General features: G+C 72.7%; 16 protein-coding genes. 5 read left to right on the top strand and 11 right to left on the bottom strand.

What is annotated here, in order from left to right; genetic code table 11:
* Window positions 1-67: 67 nt before the first annotated feature.
* Together glpK and FB382_RS11235 are read right to left on the bottom strand one after the other, a co-directional pair.
* On the bottom strand, window positions 68-1,537 hold the full coding sequence (gene glpK / locus FB382_RS11240) for a glycerol kinase GlpK (RefSeq protein ID WP_182539182.1): 1,470 nt from the start codon (window positions 1,535-1,537) through the stop codon (window positions 68-70).
* The gene (locus FB382_RS11235) at window positions 1,534-2,361 is read right to left on the bottom strand and encodes a DUF1028 domain-containing protein (RefSeq protein WP_182539180.1); all 828 of its coding nucleotides are present in this window, start codon (window positions 2,359-2,361) and stop codon (window positions 1,534-1,536) included. Before FB382_RS11235 ends, glpK begins: the two co-directional genes overlap by 4 nt.
* Window positions 2,362-2,432: 71 nt before the next feature.
* On the opposite strand from FB382_RS11235, the gene FB382_RS11230 reads away from it, so the two are divergent.
* Both FB382_RS11230 and FB382_RS11225 read left to right on the top strand, forming a co-directional pair.
* Complete coding sequence (locus FB382_RS11230) at window positions 2,433-3,680, top strand: MFS transporter (RefSeq protein WP_343055569.1); 1,248 nt, start codon at window positions 2,433-2,435, stop codon at window positions 3,678-3,680.
* Between the two features lie 112 nt (window positions 3,681-3,792).
* Entirely contained in the window at window positions 3,793-4,821 is a 1,029-nt protein-coding gene (locus FB382_RS11225; protein ID WP_182539178.1) for a 6-phosphofructokinase, read from the top strand.
* Between the two features lie 50 nt (window positions 4,822-4,871).
* Here FB382_RS11225 and FB382_RS11220 read toward each other — a convergent pair whose 3' ends face one another.
* The 4 genes from FB382_RS11220 to FB382_RS11205 form a co-directional block, all read right to left on the bottom strand.
* On the bottom strand, window positions 4,872-6,569 hold the full coding sequence (locus FB382_RS11220; RefSeq protein ID WP_182539175.1) for a transposase: 1,698 nt from the start codon (window positions 6,567-6,569) through the stop codon (window positions 4,872-4,874).
* Window positions 6,570-6,651: 82 nt separating this feature from the next.
* Window positions 6,652-7,326, bottom strand: coding sequence for a response regulator (locus FB382_RS11215; protein ID WP_220481323.1), 675 nt, complete (start codon window positions 7,324-7,326; stop codon window positions 6,652-6,654).
* On the bottom strand, window positions 7,323-8,546 hold the full coding sequence (locus tag FB382_RS11210; RefSeq protein WP_182539174.1) for a sensor histidine kinase: 1,224 nt from the start codon (window positions 8,544-8,546) through the stop codon (window positions 7,323-7,325). The genes FB382_RS11215 and FB382_RS11210 overlap by 4 nt, the downstream gene beginning before the upstream one ends.
* A gap of 19 nt (window positions 8,547-8,565) precedes the next feature.
* Entirely contained in the window at window positions 8,566-8,784 is a 219-nt protein-coding gene (locus FB382_RS11205) for a hypothetical protein (protein ID WP_182539172.1), read from the bottom strand.
* 216 nt (window positions 8,785-9,000) lie between these two features.
* Between FB382_RS11205 and FB382_RS11200 the strand changes: the two genes are divergently transcribed.
* The 3 genes from FB382_RS11200 (at window position 9,001) to FB382_RS11190 (ending at window position 12,855) form a co-directional block, all read left to right on the top strand.
* Window positions 9,001-10,458 carry an APC family permease gene (locus FB382_RS11200; RefSeq protein WP_182539170.1) on the top strand — a complete coding sequence of 486 codons (1,458 nt, stop codon included), beginning with the start codon at window positions 9,001-9,003 and terminating at the stop codon, window positions 10,456-10,458.
* A 70-nt stretch (window positions 10,459-10,528) separates the two neighbouring features.
* Window positions 10,529-11,863 (top strand): class II 3-deoxy-7-phosphoheptulonate synthase, encoded by a 1,335-nt coding sequence (locus FB382_RS11195; RefSeq protein ID WP_182539168.1) that lies wholly within the window; start codon window positions 10,529-10,531, stop codon window positions 11,861-11,863.
* The gene (locus FB382_RS11190; RefSeq protein WP_182539167.1) at window positions 11,860-12,855 is read left to right on the top strand and encodes a threonine aldolase family protein; all 996 of its coding nucleotides are present in this window, start codon (window positions 11,860-11,862) and stop codon (window positions 12,853-12,855) included. Before FB382_RS11195 ends, FB382_RS11190 begins: the two co-directional genes overlap by 4 nt.
* 417 nt (window positions 12,856-13,272) lie before the next feature.
* Here FB382_RS11190 and FB382_RS11185 read toward each other — a convergent pair whose 3' ends face one another.
* The 5 genes from FB382_RS11185 to pknB all read right to left on the bottom strand — a co-directional run bounded on the left by FB382_RS11185 (window position 13,273) and on the right by pknB (window position 19,520).
* Window positions 13,273-14,277, bottom strand: a complete 1,005-nt coding sequence (locus FB382_RS11185; RefSeq protein WP_182539165.1) for an NADase-type glycan-binding domain-containing protein — start codon at window positions 14,275-14,277, stop codon at window positions 13,273-13,275.
* Between the two features lie 59 nt (window positions 14,278-14,336).
* A complete protein-coding gene (gene aroF / locus FB382_RS11180; RefSeq protein WP_182539163.1) occupies window positions 14,337-15,386 on the bottom strand; it encodes a 3-deoxy-7-phosphoheptulonate synthase in 1,050 nt (349 codons plus the stop codon).
* A 237-nt stretch (window positions 15,387-15,623) separates the two neighbouring features.
* Window positions 15,624-16,517 (bottom strand): DMT family transporter, encoded by an 894-nt coding sequence (locus tag FB382_RS11175; protein WP_343055568.1) that lies wholly within the window; start codon window positions 16,515-16,517, stop codon window positions 15,624-15,626.
* On the bottom strand, window positions 16,514-17,404 hold the full coding sequence (locus FB382_RS11170) for a deoxyribonuclease IV (protein WP_343055567.1): 891 nt from the start codon (window positions 17,402-17,404) through the stop codon (window positions 16,514-16,516). The genes FB382_RS11175 and FB382_RS11170 overlap by 4 nt, the downstream gene beginning before the upstream one ends.
* A 49-nt stretch (window positions 17,405-17,453) precedes the next feature.
* Window positions 17,454-19,520, bottom strand: coding sequence for a Stk1 family PASTA domain-containing Ser/Thr kinase (pknB, locus tag FB382_RS11165; protein WP_182539161.1), 2,067 nt, complete (start codon window positions 19,518-19,520; stop codon window positions 17,454-17,456).
* Window positions 19,521-19,610 lie beyond the last annotated feature (90 nt).

Here is a 19,610-nt window from a genome sequence, read left to right as displayed (position 1 = left end):
GCCGGGAGACGGTCGGCCACGCGCGCGGGCGCCACACTCAGCAGCCCGACAGGTACGCCGGCTCGACCTACGCCCAGGCCTTGGAGCGCTCGACGGCGTCGATCCAGCGCCGGTGCGCGGCATCGGCAGCGTCCCGGTCACCACCAGGGGAGAACGACCGGTCGAGCTGCCAGGTCTGACGCAGGTCGTCGGTCGAGTCCCACACCCCGGTGCCGAGGCCGGCGAGGAAGGCCGCGCCGAGCGCGGTGGTCTCGACGAGCTTCGGCCGCTCGACGGGCACGCCGATCTGGTCGGCCTGGATCTGGCAGAGCAGGTCGTTGGCCGCGGCACCGCCGTCGACGCGGAGCGAGGAGAGGGCGGCCGGCATGGTCTCCAGCACGTCGCGGACCTCGAAGGCGATCGCCTCGAGGGTGGCCCGGACGATGTGCCCGCGGGTGGTGCCCCGCGTCAGGCCGATGATCAGGCCGCGGGCGTGCGGGTCCCAGTGCGGAGCGCCGAGCCCGGTCAGGGCCGGCACGAAGACGACCCCCTCGGTGTCCGGCACGGTGGCGGCGATGGCGGCGGTCTCGGCCGCGGACCCGACGATCTGCAGTCCGTCGCGCAGCCACTGCACGGCCGCGCCGGTCACGAAGATCGCGCCCTCGAGCGCGTAGGTCAGCTCGCCCGACGGCGAGCGCCAGGCCGCCGTCGACAGCAGGCCGGCCGAGGAGCGCTCGAGCGACGTCCCGGTGTTGGTGAGGATGAACGACCCGGTGCCGTAGGTGCACTTGGAGTCGCCCTCGTCGAAGCAGGTCTGCCCGAACAGCGCCGACTGCTGGTCGCCGGCGATGCCCGCGATCGGCAGCGACAGGTCCAGGAAGGTGCGGGGGTCGGACACCGCGATCTCGCCCCACGACGGCACGAGCTCGGGCAGCGCGTCGCGGGGGACGCCGAAGAGACCGCAGAGCTCGTCGCTCCAGTCGCCGGTCGTGAGGTCGAACAGCAGCGTGCGCGAGGCGTTGGAGACGTCGGTGACGTGGTAGGTGCCGCGGGTCATCCGGGCGATGAGGTAGGAGTCGACGGTGCCGATGGCGTAGCGCCCCGACCCCACGAGCGCCCACGTGTGCGGCTCCTGCTCGGCGAGCCACATCAGCTTGGTGCCGGAGAAGTAGGGGTCCAGCCGCAGCCCGGTGAGCTCGGTGACCCGCTCCTCGTGCCCGGCGTCCTTCAGGCGCGTGCAGATGTCGGCCGTACGCCGGTCCTGCCAGACGATCGCCCGCCGGGGCGAGCCGAGCGTCTCGCGGTCCCAGAGCAGGATCGTCTCGCGCTGGTTGGTGATGCCGATGGCCGTCAGCTCGGAGCGGTCGACCTTCGTCAGCACCTCGCGCACGGCCTCGAGCGTGGCCTGCCAGATCTCCTCGGGCGCGTGCTCGACCCAGCCGGGCTTGGGGAAGTGTTGTGCGAACTCCTGGTAGCCCTTGGCCGCGATCTGCCCGTCGGGCGTGACGACGACGGCGGTGACGCCCGTGGTGCCGGCGTCGATGGCGAGGACGCTCATGCGGAGGTCTCCTCGGCCCGCAGGATCGCGAGGACCTTCTCGTCGACCCACGACCCGTCCGCCGCGACCCGCATCTCGTAGTTGCCCGACCCGACCCACGCACGGAAGTCGCGGTGCCCCAGCGCGGTGGCGCGTTCCTCGAGCTCCCGCTCGAGCTCCGGCGTCACGACGACCTTCTCCTCCTCGGTCGAGGCGGTCAGGTAGAGGTCGTTGAGCTCGAGCAGCCGGGCCAGCTCGGTCACCGGGTCGGCATGGTCGTCGACGCGCAGGTCGACGGCGATGTCGTCCAGGCCGCCGTACCCCGCCCCGTCGCGTACGACGAGGAGCGCGGCCGACTGCCGCCCCCGGCGGTCGCCTCCCGCCTCGTCGCCGGCGGCGAGGGCGGCCAGCAGCCGGCGGGCGAGCGGGGCGTCGTCGTCGGAGTTCTCCCAGGCGGCCTGCATGGCGTCGACGACCTCCTCACCGACCAGGATGTTGCCCTGGATGGCGTAGCCGTCGCCGGTGATGCTGCCGGCCCAGTCGAGGCAGGCGCTGCCGGTGTGGCTGGCCGCGCCGCCGTCGATGTCGACGATGCCGACCTGGCGGTGGTCGCGCTGGTCGTCCTCCTCCAGCAGGCGCTGCAGGGCGATCTCGGCGGTGGCGCCGTCGTCGAGGTGGGAGAGGGCGAGTCCCTTGTAGGCGACGTTGGCGTCGGCCTGGGTGGCGATCGCGCCGACCTGCGCCACCGCGGCCGGCACGCACGAGCCGACCGCGAGGAACTTCGAGGCGACGGCGACTCCCCAGGACTCTCCGTCGGCGGACCGGGCGACGATCGAGAAGGTCATGGCGCGCAGACTAGCGACCTCCGGGCTCGCCGAGTTGCGTTGAAGTCGGGTTGAAGTTGGAGGATGTGCCCGTGCCGCACCTCCTCGACCGTCTCGGGTTCCCCTCAGTGGGCGAGCATCGCCGCTTCGTCACCGCCATCGCGGTCGACGCGATCGGCAGCGGCGTGTTCATGCCCGTCTGCATGCTCTACTTCCTCGTCACCACCGACCTCACGCTCGTGCAGGTCGGCGCGATCATCTCGATCGCCTCCGCCGTCTCGCTCCCGGCCGGCCCGCTCCTCGGCGGGCTCGTGGACCGGTGGGGCGCCAAGCACCTGCTGCTGGCGGGCAACGCGCTGCAGGGCATCGGCTACGCGGCGTACCTCGTCACCGACTCCTTCTGGACCGTCACCGCCTGGACCGTCGTGATCACGATCGGCCGCACGGCCTTCTGGGGCTCCTACGGCAACATCGTCGCGGCGATCTCGGTGCCGGGGGAGCGGGAGAAGTGGTTCGGTTTCCTCGGGGCGCTGCGCAACGTCGGCTTCGCCATCGGCGGCCTGCTTTCTGGCCTGGCCATCACGATCGGCACGCAGAGCGCGTTCGCCGCGGTCGTGGTCGCCAACGCGGTGTCGTACGCCGTCGCGTTCGGCCTGCTGCTCGCGGTGCCGCCCACCGCGCGCAGCGGCCACCGCTCGCAGGCCGGCGCGTGGGGGACGGTGCTGCGCGACGGCCCCTACCGGCTGCTGTGGATGACCCAGCTGGTGTTCTCGACGTCGATGATGGTGCTCAACTTCGCGATGCCGGTCTACGCCACGACCGTGCTCGGCCTCCCGGGCTGGGTCACCGGCGCCGTATTCACGCTCAACACGGTGATGGTCGGCTTCGGCCAGGGCTTCGCGGTCCGCGCGATGACCGGGGCCGTGCGCTGGCGGGTGCTGCTGCTGGCCAACGCGGTCTTCGCGGCGTCCTTCCTGCTGATGCTCGGGGCCTCGCGGGTCGGCGTCGTCCTGGCCGTCGCGGTGGTCCTCGTCGGCTCGGCGGTCTACACGCTCGGTGAGCTCTTCGGCGGGCCGGTGCACGGCGCGCTCTCGGCCGAGGCCGCGCCCGAGCACCTGCGCGGTCGCTACCTCTCGCTGATCCAGCTCGCCTGGAACCTCGCCGGGACCATCGCGCCGCTGGCGTTCGCCTGGCTGCTCGAGCGCGGGCCGAGCACCCTCTGGCTGGGGCTGCTCGTCGTCTCGGTGGCCGGGGCGCTCCTCGCCGTACGCCTCGGTACGGCGCTGCCGGCGGCGGCCGCGCGGGTCACCAACAGGGCCGAGGAGCCGGTCGCCGCCTGACCGCCCGGTCCCGACCACGGCGTGGTCCTCTCTGGCCACGTCGGGTGACGCGCACTACAGTCGAGTCCGCCCTTGAACGATCCAATTCCCGAACCACTTCCCAGGAGCTGGCATGCGCGTCGGAGTACTCACCGGAGGCGGGGACTGCCCCGGCCTGAACGCCGTCATCCGGGCCGTGGTCCGCAAGGGCGTGCGCCAGCACGGCTTCGAGTTCGTGGGCTACCGCGACGGCTGGCGGGGCCCGCTCGAGGGCGCGACGATGGAGCTCGGCGTCGAGCAGTGCCGCGGCATCCTGCCCCGCGGTGGCACGATCCTGGGATCCAGCCGCACCAACCCCTTCAAGATCGACGGGGGCGTCGAGCGGATCGAGGAGAACCTCGCCAAGGACGGCGTGGAGGCGCTCGTCGCGATCGGCGGCGAGGACACCCTCGGCGTCGCGACCAAGCTGGCCGACCTCGGCGTCAACGTCGTCGGCGTGCCCAAGACGATCGACAACGACCTCTCCGGCACCGACTTCACCTTCGGCTTCGACACCGCGGTCAACATCGCGACCGAGGCCATCGACCGGCTGCACACCACCGCCGAGTCCCACCACCGCGTCCTCGTCGTGGAGGTGATGGGCCGCCATGCCGGCTGGATCGCGCTGCACTCCGGGATCGCCGGGGGCGCCAGCGCCGTCCTGATCCCCGAGCAGCCCTTCGACATCGACGCGCTCTGCGCGCACGTCGAGACCCGCTTCAAGACCAAGTACGCCCCGATCATCGTGGTCTCCGAGGGCGCGGTCCCCGCCGAGGGCGGCGACATGACGCTGGTGTCGGGGGAGAAGGACGCCTTCGGCCACGTCCGCCTCGGCGGCATCGGCGACCGGCTCGCCCACGAGATCGAGAACCGCACCGGCAAGGAGGCCCGGGCGGTCGTCCTGGGCCACATCCAGCGCGGCGGCACGCCCACGGCGTTCGACCGCTGGCTGGCCACCCGCTTCGGCCTCCAGGCGATCGACGCCGTCGCCGAGGGCGACTTCGGCACGATGATGGCGCTGCGCGGCACCCGCATCGTGCGCGTCCCGCTCATCGAGGGCACCGGCGAGCTCAAGCTCGTCAGCGACGAGGAGTACGCCGAGGCGCAGGTCTTCTTCGGCTAGGTTCGGCAGCGGGGTGTGTTCCGATGGGACCTCCCGCTGGCCGTTCTTCCTCACCCTGTGTGTGGGGACCCGGGGAACCTATGCCCGGCGTGCACCTGTTCCGTCAGCCCTCCAGGCGTCGCCACTCCCGATGCTTGGGGTGGGTGCCGGGAGGGCTGTCGTGTGTGAACGGGTGGTGTGTGGGCGCCGGTTCGGATGGTGGCCTCAGTCGTGTCAGTGGTTGCCCGTTCCTGGCCCGCACTGGGGCGGGCATCGCTTCCATCGCACTGGTGGGGAACGGGCCGCTGGCGCGGCTTCCCGGGACCGGTCTTGCGGCCGGCTCGGGTGGTGAGGCCGTGCCCGAGGGCTCGGCGTCCGATCGCGACCGAGGCACCCTCGTGCCTGGTCGCGACAACTGTGGGGGTGGACAGGGCACGCTGCCACGACGCGCCGCCGTACCGGCTGGTGTAGCGCGGATCGACCGCGATGACCGCGAGCCCCTGGGTGGCCGCCATCGCGACGACCCGGTCCTTGAACTGGGCGGTGGGGAACCCGGCGATCAGGTGGCGGAACGTCCTGCGACGACCGAATTTCTCGCGGGTCTTGGAGTCGGTGAAGTCGAGGTCCTCGACCGCGACAGCGGTCGCCCCGGTGGTCTTCGCGTGCTCCAGAACGGCGGTGACTGCGGCACGAAGTCGACCGTCCCGTGTGCGTGTGGAGGCATCGGCCAGATCCAGGGGGATCCGCACGGGCCTGCCGACCGGGTTTCCTGATCCGTCGACATGGGTGGCGGCGAGGTGGTCGGCGTTCAGGTCGACCCCGACCACACCACCGGCCCGCGCCGCGGCCAGGTCGACGGCCTCGGGTGCGGGGCGCACCCAGGAGAGCCGCAGGTAGGTCCGCGCCCGGCCCTTGGTGTCGGTGTCTGGCTGGAGGTCGACCCGCACCGCGGAGCGGGCATTGAGTCGTTCCTCGAGCTCGCGGCTGCGGTGATGCAGTGCGATGGGATGCCGCAGCTGCACGCGTGTGGACGTACCGAACTGCTCGGCGATGGGCTTGGGGACCGAGACGGTGAGGTGCCAGCGGCCGCCGTCGCCGCGGGTGAGGGTCAGGCACGGGTTCCCGCCCGACTTGCCGGCGTTTCCCGCGCACCCGAACCAGTGCCTCGCCTCGGACCAGGCTCGGCGCCACTGAGTCTCAGTGAGTCCGGCCTTGCCCAAGTGGTGGCGGGTGCCGGCAAGTCGCCGGCCGCCGTACACGACCGGGTAGTCCTTGGCCGCCAGCCGTGTCTCGACCCGGGCCAGCTCCGCGCGCCGAGCATCGAGCCGCCTTAGCTTCTGCCACCGCTCGTTCGCCGTCGCGTACCCACCCCGACAGGACGAGCAACCTCGGCGCTCACCGCATCCGCAACTGGACCGTGTGGGTGCGCTGATGCGGTGTTCGAGGGTCGCGACCGCGCGCCGCAGGCCGGCGAGGTGCCGCCGCAGGTGCTCCTTGGCGGCCTTGGTCGCAGCGTCGTTGTCGAGGCAGATCGTGCCCGCGTACCGCGAGTGGATCCCGAACTGCTCGACCAGGGCCTTGTAGCGGTGGTTCGCCTTCTCGCCACGCCGCGCGGCGGCCAGGTCGCTGTTTCGTGCCCTGGTGAGGTGGGCCCCGATCGCCTCGAGCAGCACCCGTTCGTCGGAGTCGAGCCGCAGCCGGGTCCGCACCGAGACGCCATTGCCCGGGGCCACCACACGGGTGGGCAACTGGGGGCGGGACTTCGGCATGCCAGGCACTGTGCCGTGACGCACCGACACTTTCACCCATCAACCACGACCTGATGCCGAACCGGACTTCGGCTGAGCACCCTCACTGCCAGCGCGGGTCGCCGAGCCGGTGTGACAGCCCCAGCTCCCGGGCCCGTTCGACCGCCTGCTCGCGGTCGGTGACGCCGAGCTTGGCGAAGATGTTGGTGATGTGGTTGCGCACCGTCTTGGCGCTCACCACGAGCTCCCGGGTGATCTCGGTGTTGGTGCGGCCGGCCACGATCAGCGACAGCACCTCGGTCTCCCGGTCACTGAGCCCGGCCACGCGGCGGGGTGCCTCGGGACGGGTGCTGCCCAGGAGGTCGGCGAGGCGGTCGGCGAGCTGGGCGCCGACGACGAGACCGCCGGCGACGACGGTGCGCAGCGCGCCGAGGATCTCGTCCTGGTCGGCGCCCTTGAGCAGGTAGCCGCGGGCGCCCGCCTCGAAGGCGGCCCGCAAGGCCAGCTCGTCCTCGTACATCGTCAGCACCAGCACCGCGCCCCGGAACCCGTCCGCGCGCAGCGACCGGGTCACGGCGATCCCGTTGCCGTCGCCGAGGTTCAGGTCGAGCAGGACCACGTCGGGGGCGGTGGCGGCGATGGTCGCGAGCGCGTCGGCCGCGCTCGTCGCGGTGCCGCAGACCTCGACGTCGGGCGCGTCCTCGAGGCAGGCCACGATCCCGCGCAGGAACACCGGGTGGTCGTCGACCGCCACGACGCGCATCGGTCGGCCGTTCACGAGGCCGTCCTGGCGGCGAGGGGCACCGGCAACCGGGCGGTGAGCGTCGTCCCGGCGGGGGTGCTGGTCAACGTGAGGGACCCGCCGACCTCCTCGGCCCGGGTCCGCATCGAGCCCAGGCCGTTGCCGCCGGGACGGTCCGCGACCCCACCGCGGCCGTCGTCGTCGACGCGCAGCACCAGCTCGGGCCCGTCCAGCCCCACGTCCACGCGGGTGTGGGTCGCCCGCGCGTGCCGGGCCACGTTGGTCAGCGCCTCCGCCCCGATCCGGAAGGCCGCCACCTCGACCGCGGCCGGCAGCGGCCGGGACACGTCGCCGTGCACCGCGACCGGGCAGCCCGTCCGCTGCTGGAACGACGACGCCAGCTGCTCGAGCGCGCCGACCAGGCCGACCTCGTCGAGCAGCGGCGGGCGCAGTCCCTCGACCACGCGGCGCACCTCGTCGAGCAGGTCGGTCAGGTCGGCCCGGACGTCGTGCAGCAGCGCCTGCGCCCGGGCCGGGTCGCGGGTCACCGCGCGCTCGGCCGACTCCAGGCCGAGGGCGATGCCGGCCAGGGTCGGGCCCACGCCGTCGTGGATCTCGCGCCGCAGCCGCCGACGCTCGTCCTCGCCCGCGGCCACCAGGGTCTCCCGCGCGGCGCGCAGCTCCTCGGTGAGGCGGGCCGCGTGCAGCACGAGGCCGAGCTGGGCGGCGGCCGCGCCCAAGAGGCGCTCGTCGCGCGAGTCGAGCGGCTCACCACGACGGGCGGCGCGGAGCTCGCCCAGGTCGGTGCCGGCGTGCCGGATCGGGAACGTGCGGGCACCGCCGTACGACGTGCCGATCTCGAGCAGCACGTCGTCGCCGCCCGCGCCGGTGACGTCGGGGACGACGGCCGCGACGTGGGTGAGCCGCAGGGTGTCGGCGAGCGCCTCGAGGAGGGCCAGGGGCGCCGTGGCGCCGTCGGTGTCCTCCAGCGGCCGGGCGAGCCTGGCCGTGACGGCGGTGGGGTCGGCACGGCTCCCGTAGAGCAGCCAGTCGACAAGCCGGTGCAGGCGGGTGCCGAGGGCCTCGATGACCAGCACCAGCAGGACGCCCAGGCCGATGACCTGCTCGTTGGTGCCGGAGTACTCCCGCAGCACCGGCACGGCGAAGTTGACCGCCGCCAGCGCGACCAGCGCGTACAGGATCGTGTAGACGATGCGGTGCAGCGAGGCCTCGAGCAGGCGGCGGGCGACGATCATCGGTGGCGGCGGAGGGGCGTCAGTGGGCGGCCCGGCGACGTCCGACCGCCTGGACGGCCACCACCAGGCCGAGCACGATGAAGAGCAGCGCGGTGATCAGGAACCCGAACCAGCCGAAGGCGCTGATGTAGTACCAGGCGCCGCTGGTGTCGTCGGCGCCGGGCGCGGAGAGCAGGAACAGGGCGATCGCGACGGCGGCGACGACGCCGAGGACGCGGGCGGGGTGCTGGCGGAGCATGGGATACCTCCTGGGTTCGGGTCCGGCCCGGTGCCGGACACGTCCAGCGTCGTGCGCGTGCGGTCCCGAAGTCATGGGACTCCGGCTCCCAGTGTGGTCCCGTTCTGGGCCCTTGTCGTCGGTTTCGGCGACCGTCCCGCACCGCCGGAGGCAGGCTGTTGGCAGGTTGTCTGGCACGATGACGCGGACCTGACCCCTCGGACACGGAGGCCATCGATGGCCAGCAGCACGACCGAAGCGCTCGACGTCAACGGACCCCAACCCGACCTCAAGCGGGTGATGGGACCCAAGCTCCTGCTCCTGTTCATCGTCGGCGACATCCTCGGTGCGGGCGTCTACGCCGTCACCGGCGAGATGGCGCTGGAGGTCGGCGGGATCGTCTGGGTGCCGTTCCTCGTGGCCTTCGGCGTGGCCACCCTGACCGCCCTGTCCTACCTCGAGCTCGTCACCAAGTACCCCCAGGCCGCGGGCGCGGCGCTCTACACCCACAAGGCCTTCGGCCTGCACTTCGTCACGTTCCTCGTGGCGTTCGCCGTCGTCTGCTCGGGCATCACCAGCGCCTCCACGTCGTCCAACCTGCTCGCGACCAACCTGCTGGCGGGCTTCGACGCGATCGGCTGGCACGTGCCGCAGGGCAACAACGCCATCACCGTGGTGGCCCTGCTGTTCATGCTGCTCCTCGCCGCGATCAACCTGCGCGGCGTCGGCGAGAGCGTGAAGTTCAACGTCGTGCTGACCCTCGTCGAGATGGCCGCGCTGGTCATCGTCATCGGGATCGGCTTCTCCGTGATGGCCAAGGGCGACGCCGACATGGGCCGGATCGTGGCCTTCCAGTCCGGCTCGGACCGCGGTGTCTTCCTCGCCGTCACCGTCGCGACCGCGATCGCGTTCTTCGCGATGGTCGGCTTCGAGGACTCGGTCAACATGGTCGAGGAGACCCAGGACCCCGAGAAGGTCTTCCCGCGGATCATGCTCACCGGCCTCGGCATCGCGGTGATCTTCTACGTGCTGGTCGCCGTCTCGGTGATCGCGGTGATCCCCGAGGGGCAGGTCGAGAGCGTCGTGGCCGACGAGGGCAAGGTGCTGCTCAACGTCGTCCAGCTCGGCGCCCCCGGCATCCCGATCGACAAGGTCTTCCCGTTCCTCACGGTGGTGGCCGTCGCCAACACCGCGCTGATCAACATGCTGATGGCCTCGCGGCTGCTCTACGGCATGGCCAACCAGGACGTGCTGCCTCGCTCGCTCGGCAAGGTGCTCCCCGGACGGCGTACGCCGTGGGCGGGCATCCTCTTCTCCACCGTCCTCGCACTGGTGCTGATCGTGGTCGTGACCTACCAGGCCGACACCACCGTGATCGGCGCCCTGTCGGGCACCACTGCGCTGCTGCTGCTGTGCGTCTTCGCGGTGGTCAACGTCGCGTGCATCATCCTGCGTCGGGACACCGCGACGGAGAGCAAGTTCCGGGCCCCGGCCTGGGCGCCGTTCGCGGCGGCCGTGTGCTGCCTCTACCTCGCCGGCCCGTGGGCCCGCGACAGCGAGGACTGGGTGCAGTACAAGATCGCCGGCGGCATGCTGCTGGTCGGCATCGTGCTGTGGGCGCTGACCTGGGCCACCAACCGCGGCGTCCGCGCGCAGAAGACCGGCTTCCGCGACATCGAGCACCTCGAAGACTGACGGAGGAGTGATCGTCTCGGTCGCGGTCGCCCGGGTCCGGGCGGCCGCGACCGACGCGTAGGCTGGCTCGGTGAGCATCCCTGACCTCGCGAGCCTGCACGCCCTCGGCCCGGCCCAGCAGCCGACGTACCCCGACCAGGGGGCCGTCGACGCCGCCGTGGCCCGCCTCCGCACGGCCCCGCCGCTCGTCTTCGCCGGCGAGTGCGACGACCTCAAGGCCAAGATCGCGGCGGTGACTCGCGGCGAGGCGTTCCTGCTCCAGGGCGGCGACTGCGCCGAGACCTTCGCCGGCGTCACCGCCGACAACGTCCGCAACAAGCTGCGGGTGCTGCTCCAGATGGCGGTCGTGCTGACCTACGCCGCGTCCGTGCCGGTCGTGAAGGTGGGCCGGATCGCCGGCCAGTACGCCAAGCCCCGCTCCAGCGACCTCGAGACCCGCGACGGCGTGACCCTGCCGGCCTACCGCGGCGACGCCGTCAACGGCTTCGACTTCACCGAGGCCGCGCGGATCCCCGACCCGCAGCGCCTCGTCGACGTCTACAACTCCTCCGCCGCGACCCTCAACCTCGTGCGCGCCTTCGTCACCGGCGGCTACGCCGACCTGCGCCAGGTGCACACCTGGAACACCGACTTCGTGCGCGAGTCCCCGGTCGGCCAGCGCTACGAGGAGATGGCCTCCGAGATCGAGCGGGCGCTCACCTTCATGCAGGCGATCGGCGCCGACCCCGACGAGTTCCACCGGGTCGACTTCCACTCCAGCCACGAGGCGCTCGTCCTGGAGTACGAGCACGCCATGACGCGCGTCGACTCGCGCACCAACACGCCGTACGACGTCTCCGGCCACTTCGTGTGGATCGGGGAGCGGACCCGCCAGCTCGACAACGCCCACGTCGAGCTGCTCAGTCACATCAAGAACCCCATCGGGGTGAAGCTCGGGCCGACCACCACGCCGGACGACGCGCTGGCGCTCGCCGCCAAGCTCAACCCGCACAACGAGCCCGGCCGCCTGACCTTCATCACCCGCTTCGGTGCCGGCAAGATCCGCGAGGGCCTCCCGCACCTGGTGGAGAAGGTCAACGCCGCCGGCGTCGAGGTCGCGTGGGTCTGCGACCCGATGCACGGCAACACCTTCGAGGCCTCGTCCGGCTACAAGACGCGCCGCTTCGACGACGTGATCGAGGAGGTCCAGGGCTTCTTCGACGTGCACCGCGCGCTCGGCACCTGGCCCGGCGGTGTGCACGTCGAGCTCACGGGCGACGACGTCACCGAGTGCGTCGGCGGCGGCGAGGAGCTGCTCGAGGCCGACCTCGGCGGCCGCTACGAGTCGGTCTGCGACCCGCGGCTCAACCGGGTCCAGTCCCTCGAGCTGGCGTTCCTCGTGGCCGAGATGCTCCGCAAGGCATGATCGACCTCCGCAGCGACACCCTGACCCGCCCGACCGAGTCGATGCGCGCCGCGATGGCGCACGCCGAGGTCGGTGACGACGTCTACGGCGAGGACCCGACGGTCCGCGTGCTCGAGGAGCGGGTCGCCGGCCTGTTCGGCCACGAGGCGGCGCTGTTCATGCCCACCGGCTCGATGGCCAACGTGCTGGCCGTCCGCTCGCTGGTCGCCCCCGGCCAGGAGGTGCTCTGCGAGTCGCGCGCCCACATCGCGCGCGCCGAGCTCGGTGCCCACGGCGCCTACTCCGGCATCACGATGCGCACCTGGATCAACGCTCGGGGCCAGGTCGACCTGCCGGTCATCCGGGACCTCTTCGCCCCCGACATGGGCCCCTTCTTCGTGCCGACCGCGGCGATCTCCGTCGAGAACACCCACAACTTCGCCGGCGGCGCGGTCCTCCCGCTGGCCGACCTGCAGGACCTCCGCGAGTTCGCCACCGGCGTCGGCGCGGCCGTCCACATGGACGGCGCCCGGATCTGGAACGCCCACGTCGCGACCGGCGTCCCGCTCTCCGAGTACGGCGCGGTCGCCGACGTCCTGGCGGTCTGCCTGTCCAAGGGCCTGGGCGCCCCGGTCGGCTCGCTGATGGTCGGCTCGGCCGACGCGATCGCCGAGGCCCGCATCTGGCGCAAGCGGATGGGCGGCGGCATGCGCCAGACCGGCATCCTCGCCGCGGCCGGGCTGCACGCCCTCGACCACCACGTCGAGCGGCTCGCCGACGACCACGCCCATGCCCGGCTGCTGGCCGAGGCGGCCGGCACCGACCCGGCCACCGTCGACACCAACATCGTGGTCGTCGAGCGCAGCGACGCGGCGGCGTTCGTGGCCGCGGCCCGCGAGGGCGGCGTGCTCGTCGCCCCGGTCGGGCCCACCGCCGTACGCCTCGTGACGCACCTCGACATCACCCGCGACGACGCCGAGAAGGCAGCGTCGGTGTTCGCCAAGCTGGCCTGAGACCCCCGTCGAGTCGGCGCGTCTGTCCGCCGGTGGCTCGGCGCCCGCGCGCGTGGCCAACCGTCTCCCGGCGTCAAGGACCCTCGCTTCGCTCGGTCCGCTGCGCGGCGCCTGCGGCGTCCTTGACTCCGGGACCCGGACGGTCGGCCCGGCGGCGCGCTTGTCGGCACGGCTTCGCCGCGCCGCCCGCATGCGCGGGCGCCCTGGCGGCGGGAGCGGTGAGCTGTGACCCCTTTGCCTGTCCGGTTCGGTTCATGGCTCACCGTCGGGTCGGCCGGGCGGTGGGTGGTGAACCGTTTCCAGGTCGGGTTCGGTTCATGGCTCACCGCTCCAGCTGTTCGGGGGTGCGCCTGGGGCGGGGCGGCGGCGGAGCGCGGCGCACCCCAGTCAGCACCCGACCAGCCCGCCGAGTCAGCCTCAGGCAGGAGTGCCGACGAGCGTCAGGTCGCTGATGGCGGTGTTGTTGCGGGCCGCCCGGCCGGTGCCGGGGGCGCTGACCGAGACCAGCCGGATCGTGACCGTGCGGGTCGTCACCGGGTCGATGTCGATCGTCTGCATGGCCTTGGTGTCCTCGAACGTCTGGCTGTAGGACGAGCCGTCGTCGAAGGACCACTCGACCGCCATGATCCGGCGGTTGCCGTGGTACCAGTCGAGCGTGCCGCCCCCGGCGCCGACCGCGGACTTGGCGTAGCCGTTGATCATGCCGACCTGCGTCAGCGTGGTGGGGCCGTCGAGCGTGACGGTGATCTCGCGGCCGGTGCCGTCGCCGGTCATCCGCCAGCAGGTGTCGGCCACGCCGTCGAGCATGTTGCGGCCCTCGTAGCGGACCATGTTGCCGCTCACGTCCTGGTTGGGCGGCGCGGTCGCCGGGACCTGCACGGTGGCGTAGCGGGCGACGTCCCCGGACTCACCCGGCGCGGCGCTGTGAGAGGGGGTGGGCTTGCCCTTCGGCCTGGACTGCGTCGAGCCGTCGGTGCTCGACGGGGCGGTGTCCTTGGCCTGCGGGTCGTCGTCCCCACCGCCGAGCAGCACCCCGCCGAGCACGGCGACGAGCAGCAGCACGGCACCGCCGACCGCCCACGGCAGCCAGGCCGGCCGACCGCGGTCGGGTGGGGGAGGCGCCAGCGTGCCGGGCTCCACCTGGTCGGCGAAGAGCGGGAAGCGCGGGGCGTCGACGCCGGCGGGGTCGTACGACGGCACGGGCGGCAGCGGCGGCGGGACCGCCCCGACGCCCCGCGGCGCGGCCGCCCCCGGGACGGCTGGCCGCTCGGCGGTGCCGGTGCGCCAGTCGTCGAGCTCCAGCACCGCGGTCTGCTCGGGGCCGCCGCCCGCCGGGGCGGCCGGCGCGTCCACGCGCTGTCCGCAGTGGGTGCAGAACCGTCCGGCACCGAGCGCGGTCCCGCAGCTCGCACACGTCTCCATCGAAGAACTCCTCCTGATCGAGCGCCACAGTAGGCGAACGGCCCAACGGGCCGCACGTCTCAGGCGGTGCGCACCCGCTCACCGGAGTCGGCCCGCCCGACCATCGGCGGGAGCCGGCGTACGGCCTGGGCGAGCTCGCGCAGCTCGGTCCCGAGCAGGGCCTGGGGCCCGTCGCACAGCGCCGTCTCGGGGTCGGGGTGGACGTCGACGATGACCCCGTCGGCGCCGACCGCGATGGCAGCCCGGGAGAGCGGGACCACGAGGTCCTTGCGGCCCGCGGCGTGCGACGGGTCGACGATCACCGGCAGGTGGCTGGTCGCCTGGACGACCGGGACGGCGGAGATGTCGAGGGTGTTGCGGGTGGCCGGCTCGAACGTGCGGATCCCGCGCTCGCACAGGACGACGTCGAGGTTGCCGCGCTGGGCGATGTACTCCGCCGCCATCAGCCACTCCTCGATCGTGGCGGTCATGCCGCGCTTGAGCAGCACCGGCTTGCCGGCGTCGCCGACCGCCTGCAGCAGGCCGAAGTTGGCCATGTTGCGGGTGCCGATCTGCAGCATGTCGGCGTGCTCGGCCACGACCGGGACGTCGCGCGCGTCCACGACCTCCGTGACGATCGGCAGGCCCGTGACCCGGCGCACGTCGACGAGGATCTCCAGGCCCGCGAGGCCCAGCCCCTGGAAGGCGTACGGCGACGTCCGCGGCTTGAACGCCCCGCCGCGCAGGATTGTGGCGCCCGCCGACTTGGCCATCCGGGCCGCCTCGAGGGTCTGCTCGGGCGTCTCGACGGCGCAGGGGCCGGCGATGAACGTGAAGGTGTCGGGACCGATCGGCACCTGGTGGCCGGGCTGCCCGACCCACACCGTCGAGCGGTCGGGGTGGTGCTGGCGGCTGACGAGCTTGTAGGGGTCGGAGATCCGGTGCACGTCCGCGACGCCCTTGAGGGTGCGCAGGTTGAGGTGGTGGAAGGAGTCGATGTCGCCGACCAGCCCGATGATGGTGCGGACGACGCCCTTGGAGACGAACGCCTCCCCGCCGACCCCCTCGACCTTCTCGACGACGTGGGCGATGTCCTCGTCGGTGGCATCCGGCGACATGACGACGACCATGATGGTTCCTCTTCTCTGGGTGGTGCCCCGAGTGACGGGCGGCCACGTCGTCGGGGCCAGAGAATGCGATCGCCCCGCGGCACGGCCGGGGGCGATGGTGGTGGTGGGGACGCGACCTAGAGGACGGCCCGCACGGGAGCTCCCGGCGAGTGTCCAAAGAAATAGGTCGACGTCATGCGGACGAGCGTAGGTCGCGGGCCGGCGCCGGCCCCGGGCTGTCCGTGATCCGGACCGGGCTCACACCGCGATGTGCTGGACCTCGGCCTCGACCTTGCGGCGCGGCACCAGCTCGACGAGCACCATCGCGGTCAGCACCATCAGCCCGCCGCCCACCATCCGCAGCGTGGTCGCCTCGCCACCCAGCAGCACCGCGAAGAACGCCGCGAAGACCGGCTCCATGCTCATGATGATCGCGCTGCGAGTCGGGGCGAGGTGCGCCTGCGCCCACGTCTGGCCGACCAGCGCGAGCGCGCCGGCGAACAGCGCCATGTAGGTGATCGACAGCCAGTCGCGGGTGTTGTCCGGCAGCGTGACGCCGTCGGGTGCGGTCGCGACGAGGCAGACCACCGCGATCACGATGATCTGCAGGATCGACATGCCGAGGGCGTCCCGGGCCGTCGACCACGCGCCCAGCCCGACGATGTGCAGGGCGTAGAGCAGGGCGGAGACCAGGGTGATCGCCTCGCCGAAGCCGACCGAGAGGCCGTCGAGGGTCAGCACCGCGAGCCCCGCTGTCGCCAGCGCCACGGCCGCCCACGTCAGGAGGGTGATCCGCGACCGGAGCAGGACCGCGGCGAACAGCGGCGTGCACACGACGTACATCCCCGTGATGAAGCCGGACACGCTCGCCGGGGTGTGCGCCAGCCCGGCGGTCTGCAGGATCTGCGCGACCCCGTAGAGCAGGCCGAGCACGACCGCGTGCCGCCGGACCTCGGGGGAGAGACGGCCCACCGCGCGCGGCGCGACGAGCAGCAGTGCGACGCTCGCGATGGTGAACCGCACCGCCAGGAAGTCCAGGGTCGGCACCCGGTCGAGCAGGTCGTGGATCAGGAAGAACGTCGAGCCCCAGCACGCCGTCATCGCCAGCAGCGCCGAGGTGGCCAGGAGCGTCGTACGACGGGCCTCCGTCACGCGTGCGCCACCTTGCGGAGCTGCTTGAGCAGCGGGATGTCGGCGTTGCCGGGGTCACGCGAGCCGGGCGTCTCCAGCACGAACGGCACGCCCGCGGTCGCCTCGTGGGCGAAGAGGTCGACGAACGCGTCGGTCCCGATGTGTCCCTCGCCGATCTTCTGGTGGCGGTCCTTGAACGCGCCGCGCACGTCCATCGAGTCGTTGGCGTGGATCAGCCGCAGCCGCCCGGGACCGCCGATCTCGACGATCCGGTCGACGGTCGCGGCGGTGCCGCCGGGCTCGTCGAGCGGGGCGCCGGCCGCGAACACGTGGCAGGTGTCCAGGCAGATCCCGGCCTTCGGGTGCAGGTCGAGCGCGGCGAGGTAGGGCTCGAGGTCGTCGACGCCGGCGCACAGCGACCGTCCCTGGCCGGCGGTCGGCTCGAGCAGCAGGGACGGCCCGTCCTCGCCCAGGGCCTCGAGCACAGGCAGCAGGCCCTCGCGGACCTGCCGCATCGCGGCGGCGTACTGCTCCTCGCTGCCCGTCGGGTCGACGTAGGAGCCGGTGTGCACCACGACGCCCTCGGCGCCGATCTCGGCGGCCCGCTTGAGGTTGTGGGCCACGACGGCGACGGACTTCTCGTACGTCGCGGCGGTCGGGGAGCCGAGGTTGACGAGGTACGGCGCGTGGATGAAGACGCGCATCCCGGCCTCGCCGGCGGCGTCGCGGAACCGCGCGTCCTCCGTGGGCGTGCCGGCCGAGAGGGCCCAGCCGCGCGGGTTGCCGACGAAGACCTGGAACGTCTCACAGCCCAGCTCGAGGGCGGTCGCGAGGGCGCCGGCCGTGAGGCCCTTGCCGACGGGGACGTGGGTGCCGATGGGGTTGCGCAGGGCCGGCTCGTCGATCACCAGCCAACGCTATCGGGGCTCGCGACGATCGGGTGAATGCCCGAGACGGTCAGATCTGGAAGAGCGTGATCGTGGAGCCCCGGGGCACCATGTCACCGGAGTGCGGGTCCATCTCGTAGACGTAGCCCAGGCCGAGGTAGTGGTCGCTGTTCTGGACGTCGACCCGGAAGCCCAGGGCCTCGAGCTTGGCCCGGGCCGCGTCGACGCCCGAGGCGATGATCCCGCCGGGCACCTCGACCAGCTCGGGCCCCTTGGACACGACGAGCTTGACCGTGTCGCCGCGGTGCAGGGTGCCGCTGGCGGGGGTCTGGGAGATGACGTGGCCCTCGGCGACGTTGTCGTCGTACTCCTCGGTGCCGCGGTCCACGACGAGGCCGCGGTCCTCGAACCACGCCTGCGCCTTGTCGGCGTCGCGGCCGGTCCAGTCCCTCACCTCGACGGGCTTGGGGCCCTTGCTGATGAAGATGTTGACGGCCGTGCCGGGGCGCAGGACGGTGCCGGCCCTGGGGTCGCTGCCCAGCACGGTGCCGGCGGGGATGCTGTCGGACCACCGGCCGATCGACTCACCGAAGTCGAGGTGCTTGCCGGTGATCGCGTCCTGGGCCTGGTCCTCGGTGAGGCCCTTCACGGACGGCACCTTGTAGCGCTCGGGGCCGAGGGAGAGGACGACCGTGACGGTGCCGCCGTCGAGGATCCGGGCGCCCGGGTCGGGGTCGGAGTCGGCGACCCGGCCGACCGGGACCGTCTCGGAGAACTGCCCGACCATGTCCTGGACCTTGCCGTCGATGCGCAGCCTCTTGTGGTCCGGCCCGCCGAGCTCCATCTGCAGACCGGCGGCGTCCAGCTTCTTCTCGGCGGCGGTCCGGGTCAGGTCGAGCACGGCCGGGGTGGACGTGTAGCGCGCCCAGCCGAACCACCAGGCCCCGACGGCGACGCCGAGGACCAGCGCGAGCAGCAGCAGGAGCGTGACGGGGCCGCGCCAGCGACGCCGACGCGCGGGCGGGCGGGCCGGCGGCGGGCCGGGGCGCGAGGGCACCGGGGCCGGGGTGCGAGCGGGTGCCGCCGGCATCCGCTCCACGGTGCGGCCCGGAAGGATCCCGATCGGGCTGGTGACCTCGCCGTCGTGGGACCCGTCGTAGACCTCGTCGTCGACGGCCACCAGCTCGCCGGTGTCGGGGTGGAGCAGCATCGGCGCGAGGTCGGCGGTCAGCTCGGGGTCGTCCTGGACGCCGTCGGCGAGCGCCTGCCCGACCCGGTGGACCTGGTGCAGCAGCACCGCGGCGTCGGCGGGGCGCAGGCTGCGGTCCCGGGCGGTGGCCCGGGCGACCAGCGCGTCGACGTACGCCGGGATGCCGGGTGCGACGGCGCTGGGCGGCGGGACGTCCTCGTGGACGTGCTTGTAGGCGACCTGGATGGGGGAGTCGCCGGCGTGGGGCTTGCTGCCGGTGAGGAGCTCGTAGAGGACGACGCCCGCGGCGTAGACGTCGGCGCGCGCGTCGGCGCGGCCGTCGACCACCAGCTCGGGGGCGAGGTAGGAGACCGTGCCGATCAGGACGCCGCCCGTGGCGGTGTGCTGAGTGTCGGCGCTGACGGCCTTGGCCAGCCCGAAGTCGGCGACCTTGACCCGGCCGTCGTCGGCGATCAGGACGTTCTCGGGCTTCACGTCGCGGTGGATCAGGCCGGCGCGGTGGGCCGCGGCGAGCGCGGAGAGGACCGGCTCCATCAGCGCCAGGGCCCGCGACGGCGTCATCGGCGCCTCCTTGCGGATGACGTCGCGCAGGGTGTGGCCGGGGATCAGCTCCATCGCGAGGTAGACGGTGCCGTCCTCCTCGCCCTGGTCGTAGACCGCCACGACGTGGGGGTGGGAGAGCCGGGCCGCGGCACGCGCCTCCCGGACGAACCGGGCCGCGAACTCCTCGTCGTCACCCATCCCCGGGTGCATGATCTTGACCGCGACCGTGCGGTCCAGGCGGATGTCGGTGGCCTCGTAGACGCTGGCCATGCCGCCGCGCGCGATGCGCGGCCCGATGCGATATCTGCCGTCCAGGAGCCGCCCGGTCGTGGGGTCGCCACCGGCAGCCTCGGTGCCCGAGCGGGCGTGCCGATCTGACTGCACAGCGACCCTCCTGCGGCCGGACGGGGAAGGATCCGGAGCCCCAATCGTACGGACACCGCGATCCCAGCCGTGCGCGGAGGCGCCCCCGGC

Source organism: Nocardioides ginsengisegetis (genome assembly GCF_014138045.1).
Taxonomy (GTDB): domain Bacteria; phylum Actinomycetota; class Actinomycetes; order Propionibacteriales; family Nocardioidaceae; genus Nocardioides; species Nocardioides ginsengisegetis.
This window is presented reverse-complemented; position numbering and strand designations above follow the sequence as displayed.

Excerpts from the sequence above, each read along its gene's own strand:
- glpK (WP_182539182.1), bottom strand. The coding sequence starts at position 1,537 with ATGAGCGTCCTCGCCATCGACGCCGGCACCACGGGCGTCACCGCCGTC.
- FB382_RS11235 (WP_182539180.1), bottom strand. The coding sequence starts at position 2,361 with ATGACCTTCTCGATCGTCGCCCGGTCCGCCGACGGAGAGTCCTGGGGA.
- FB382_RS11225 (WP_182539178.1), top strand. The coding sequence starts at position 3,793 with ATGCGCGTCGGAGTACTCACCGGAGGCGGGGACTGCCCCGGCCTGAAC.
- FB382_RS11220 (WP_182539175.1), bottom strand. The coding sequence starts at position 6,569 with ATGCCGAAGTCCCGCCCCCAGTTGCCCACCCGTGTGGTGGCCCCGGGC.
- FB382_RS11210 (WP_182539174.1), bottom strand. The coding sequence starts at position 8,546 with ATGATCGTCGCCCGCCGCCTGCTCGAGGCCTCGCTGCACCGCATCGTC.
- FB382_RS11205 (WP_182539172.1), bottom strand. The coding sequence starts at position 8,784 with ATGCTCCGCCAGCACCCCGCCCGCGTCCTCGGCGTCGTCGCCGCCGTC.
- FB382_RS11200 (WP_182539170.1), top strand. The coding sequence starts at position 9,001 with ATGGCCAGCAGCACGACCGAAGCGCTCGACGTCAACGGACCCCAACCC.
- FB382_RS11190 (WP_182539167.1), top strand. The coding sequence starts at position 11,860 with ATGATCGACCTCCGCAGCGACACCCTGACCCGCCCGACCGAGTCGATG.
- FB382_RS11185 (WP_182539165.1), bottom strand. The coding sequence starts at position 14,277 with ATGGAGACGTGTGCGAGCTGCGGGACCGCGCTCGGTGCCGGACGGTTC.
- aroF (WP_182539163.1), bottom strand. The coding sequence starts at position 15,386 with ATGGTCGTCGTCATGTCGCCGGATGCCACCGACGAGGACATCGCCCAC.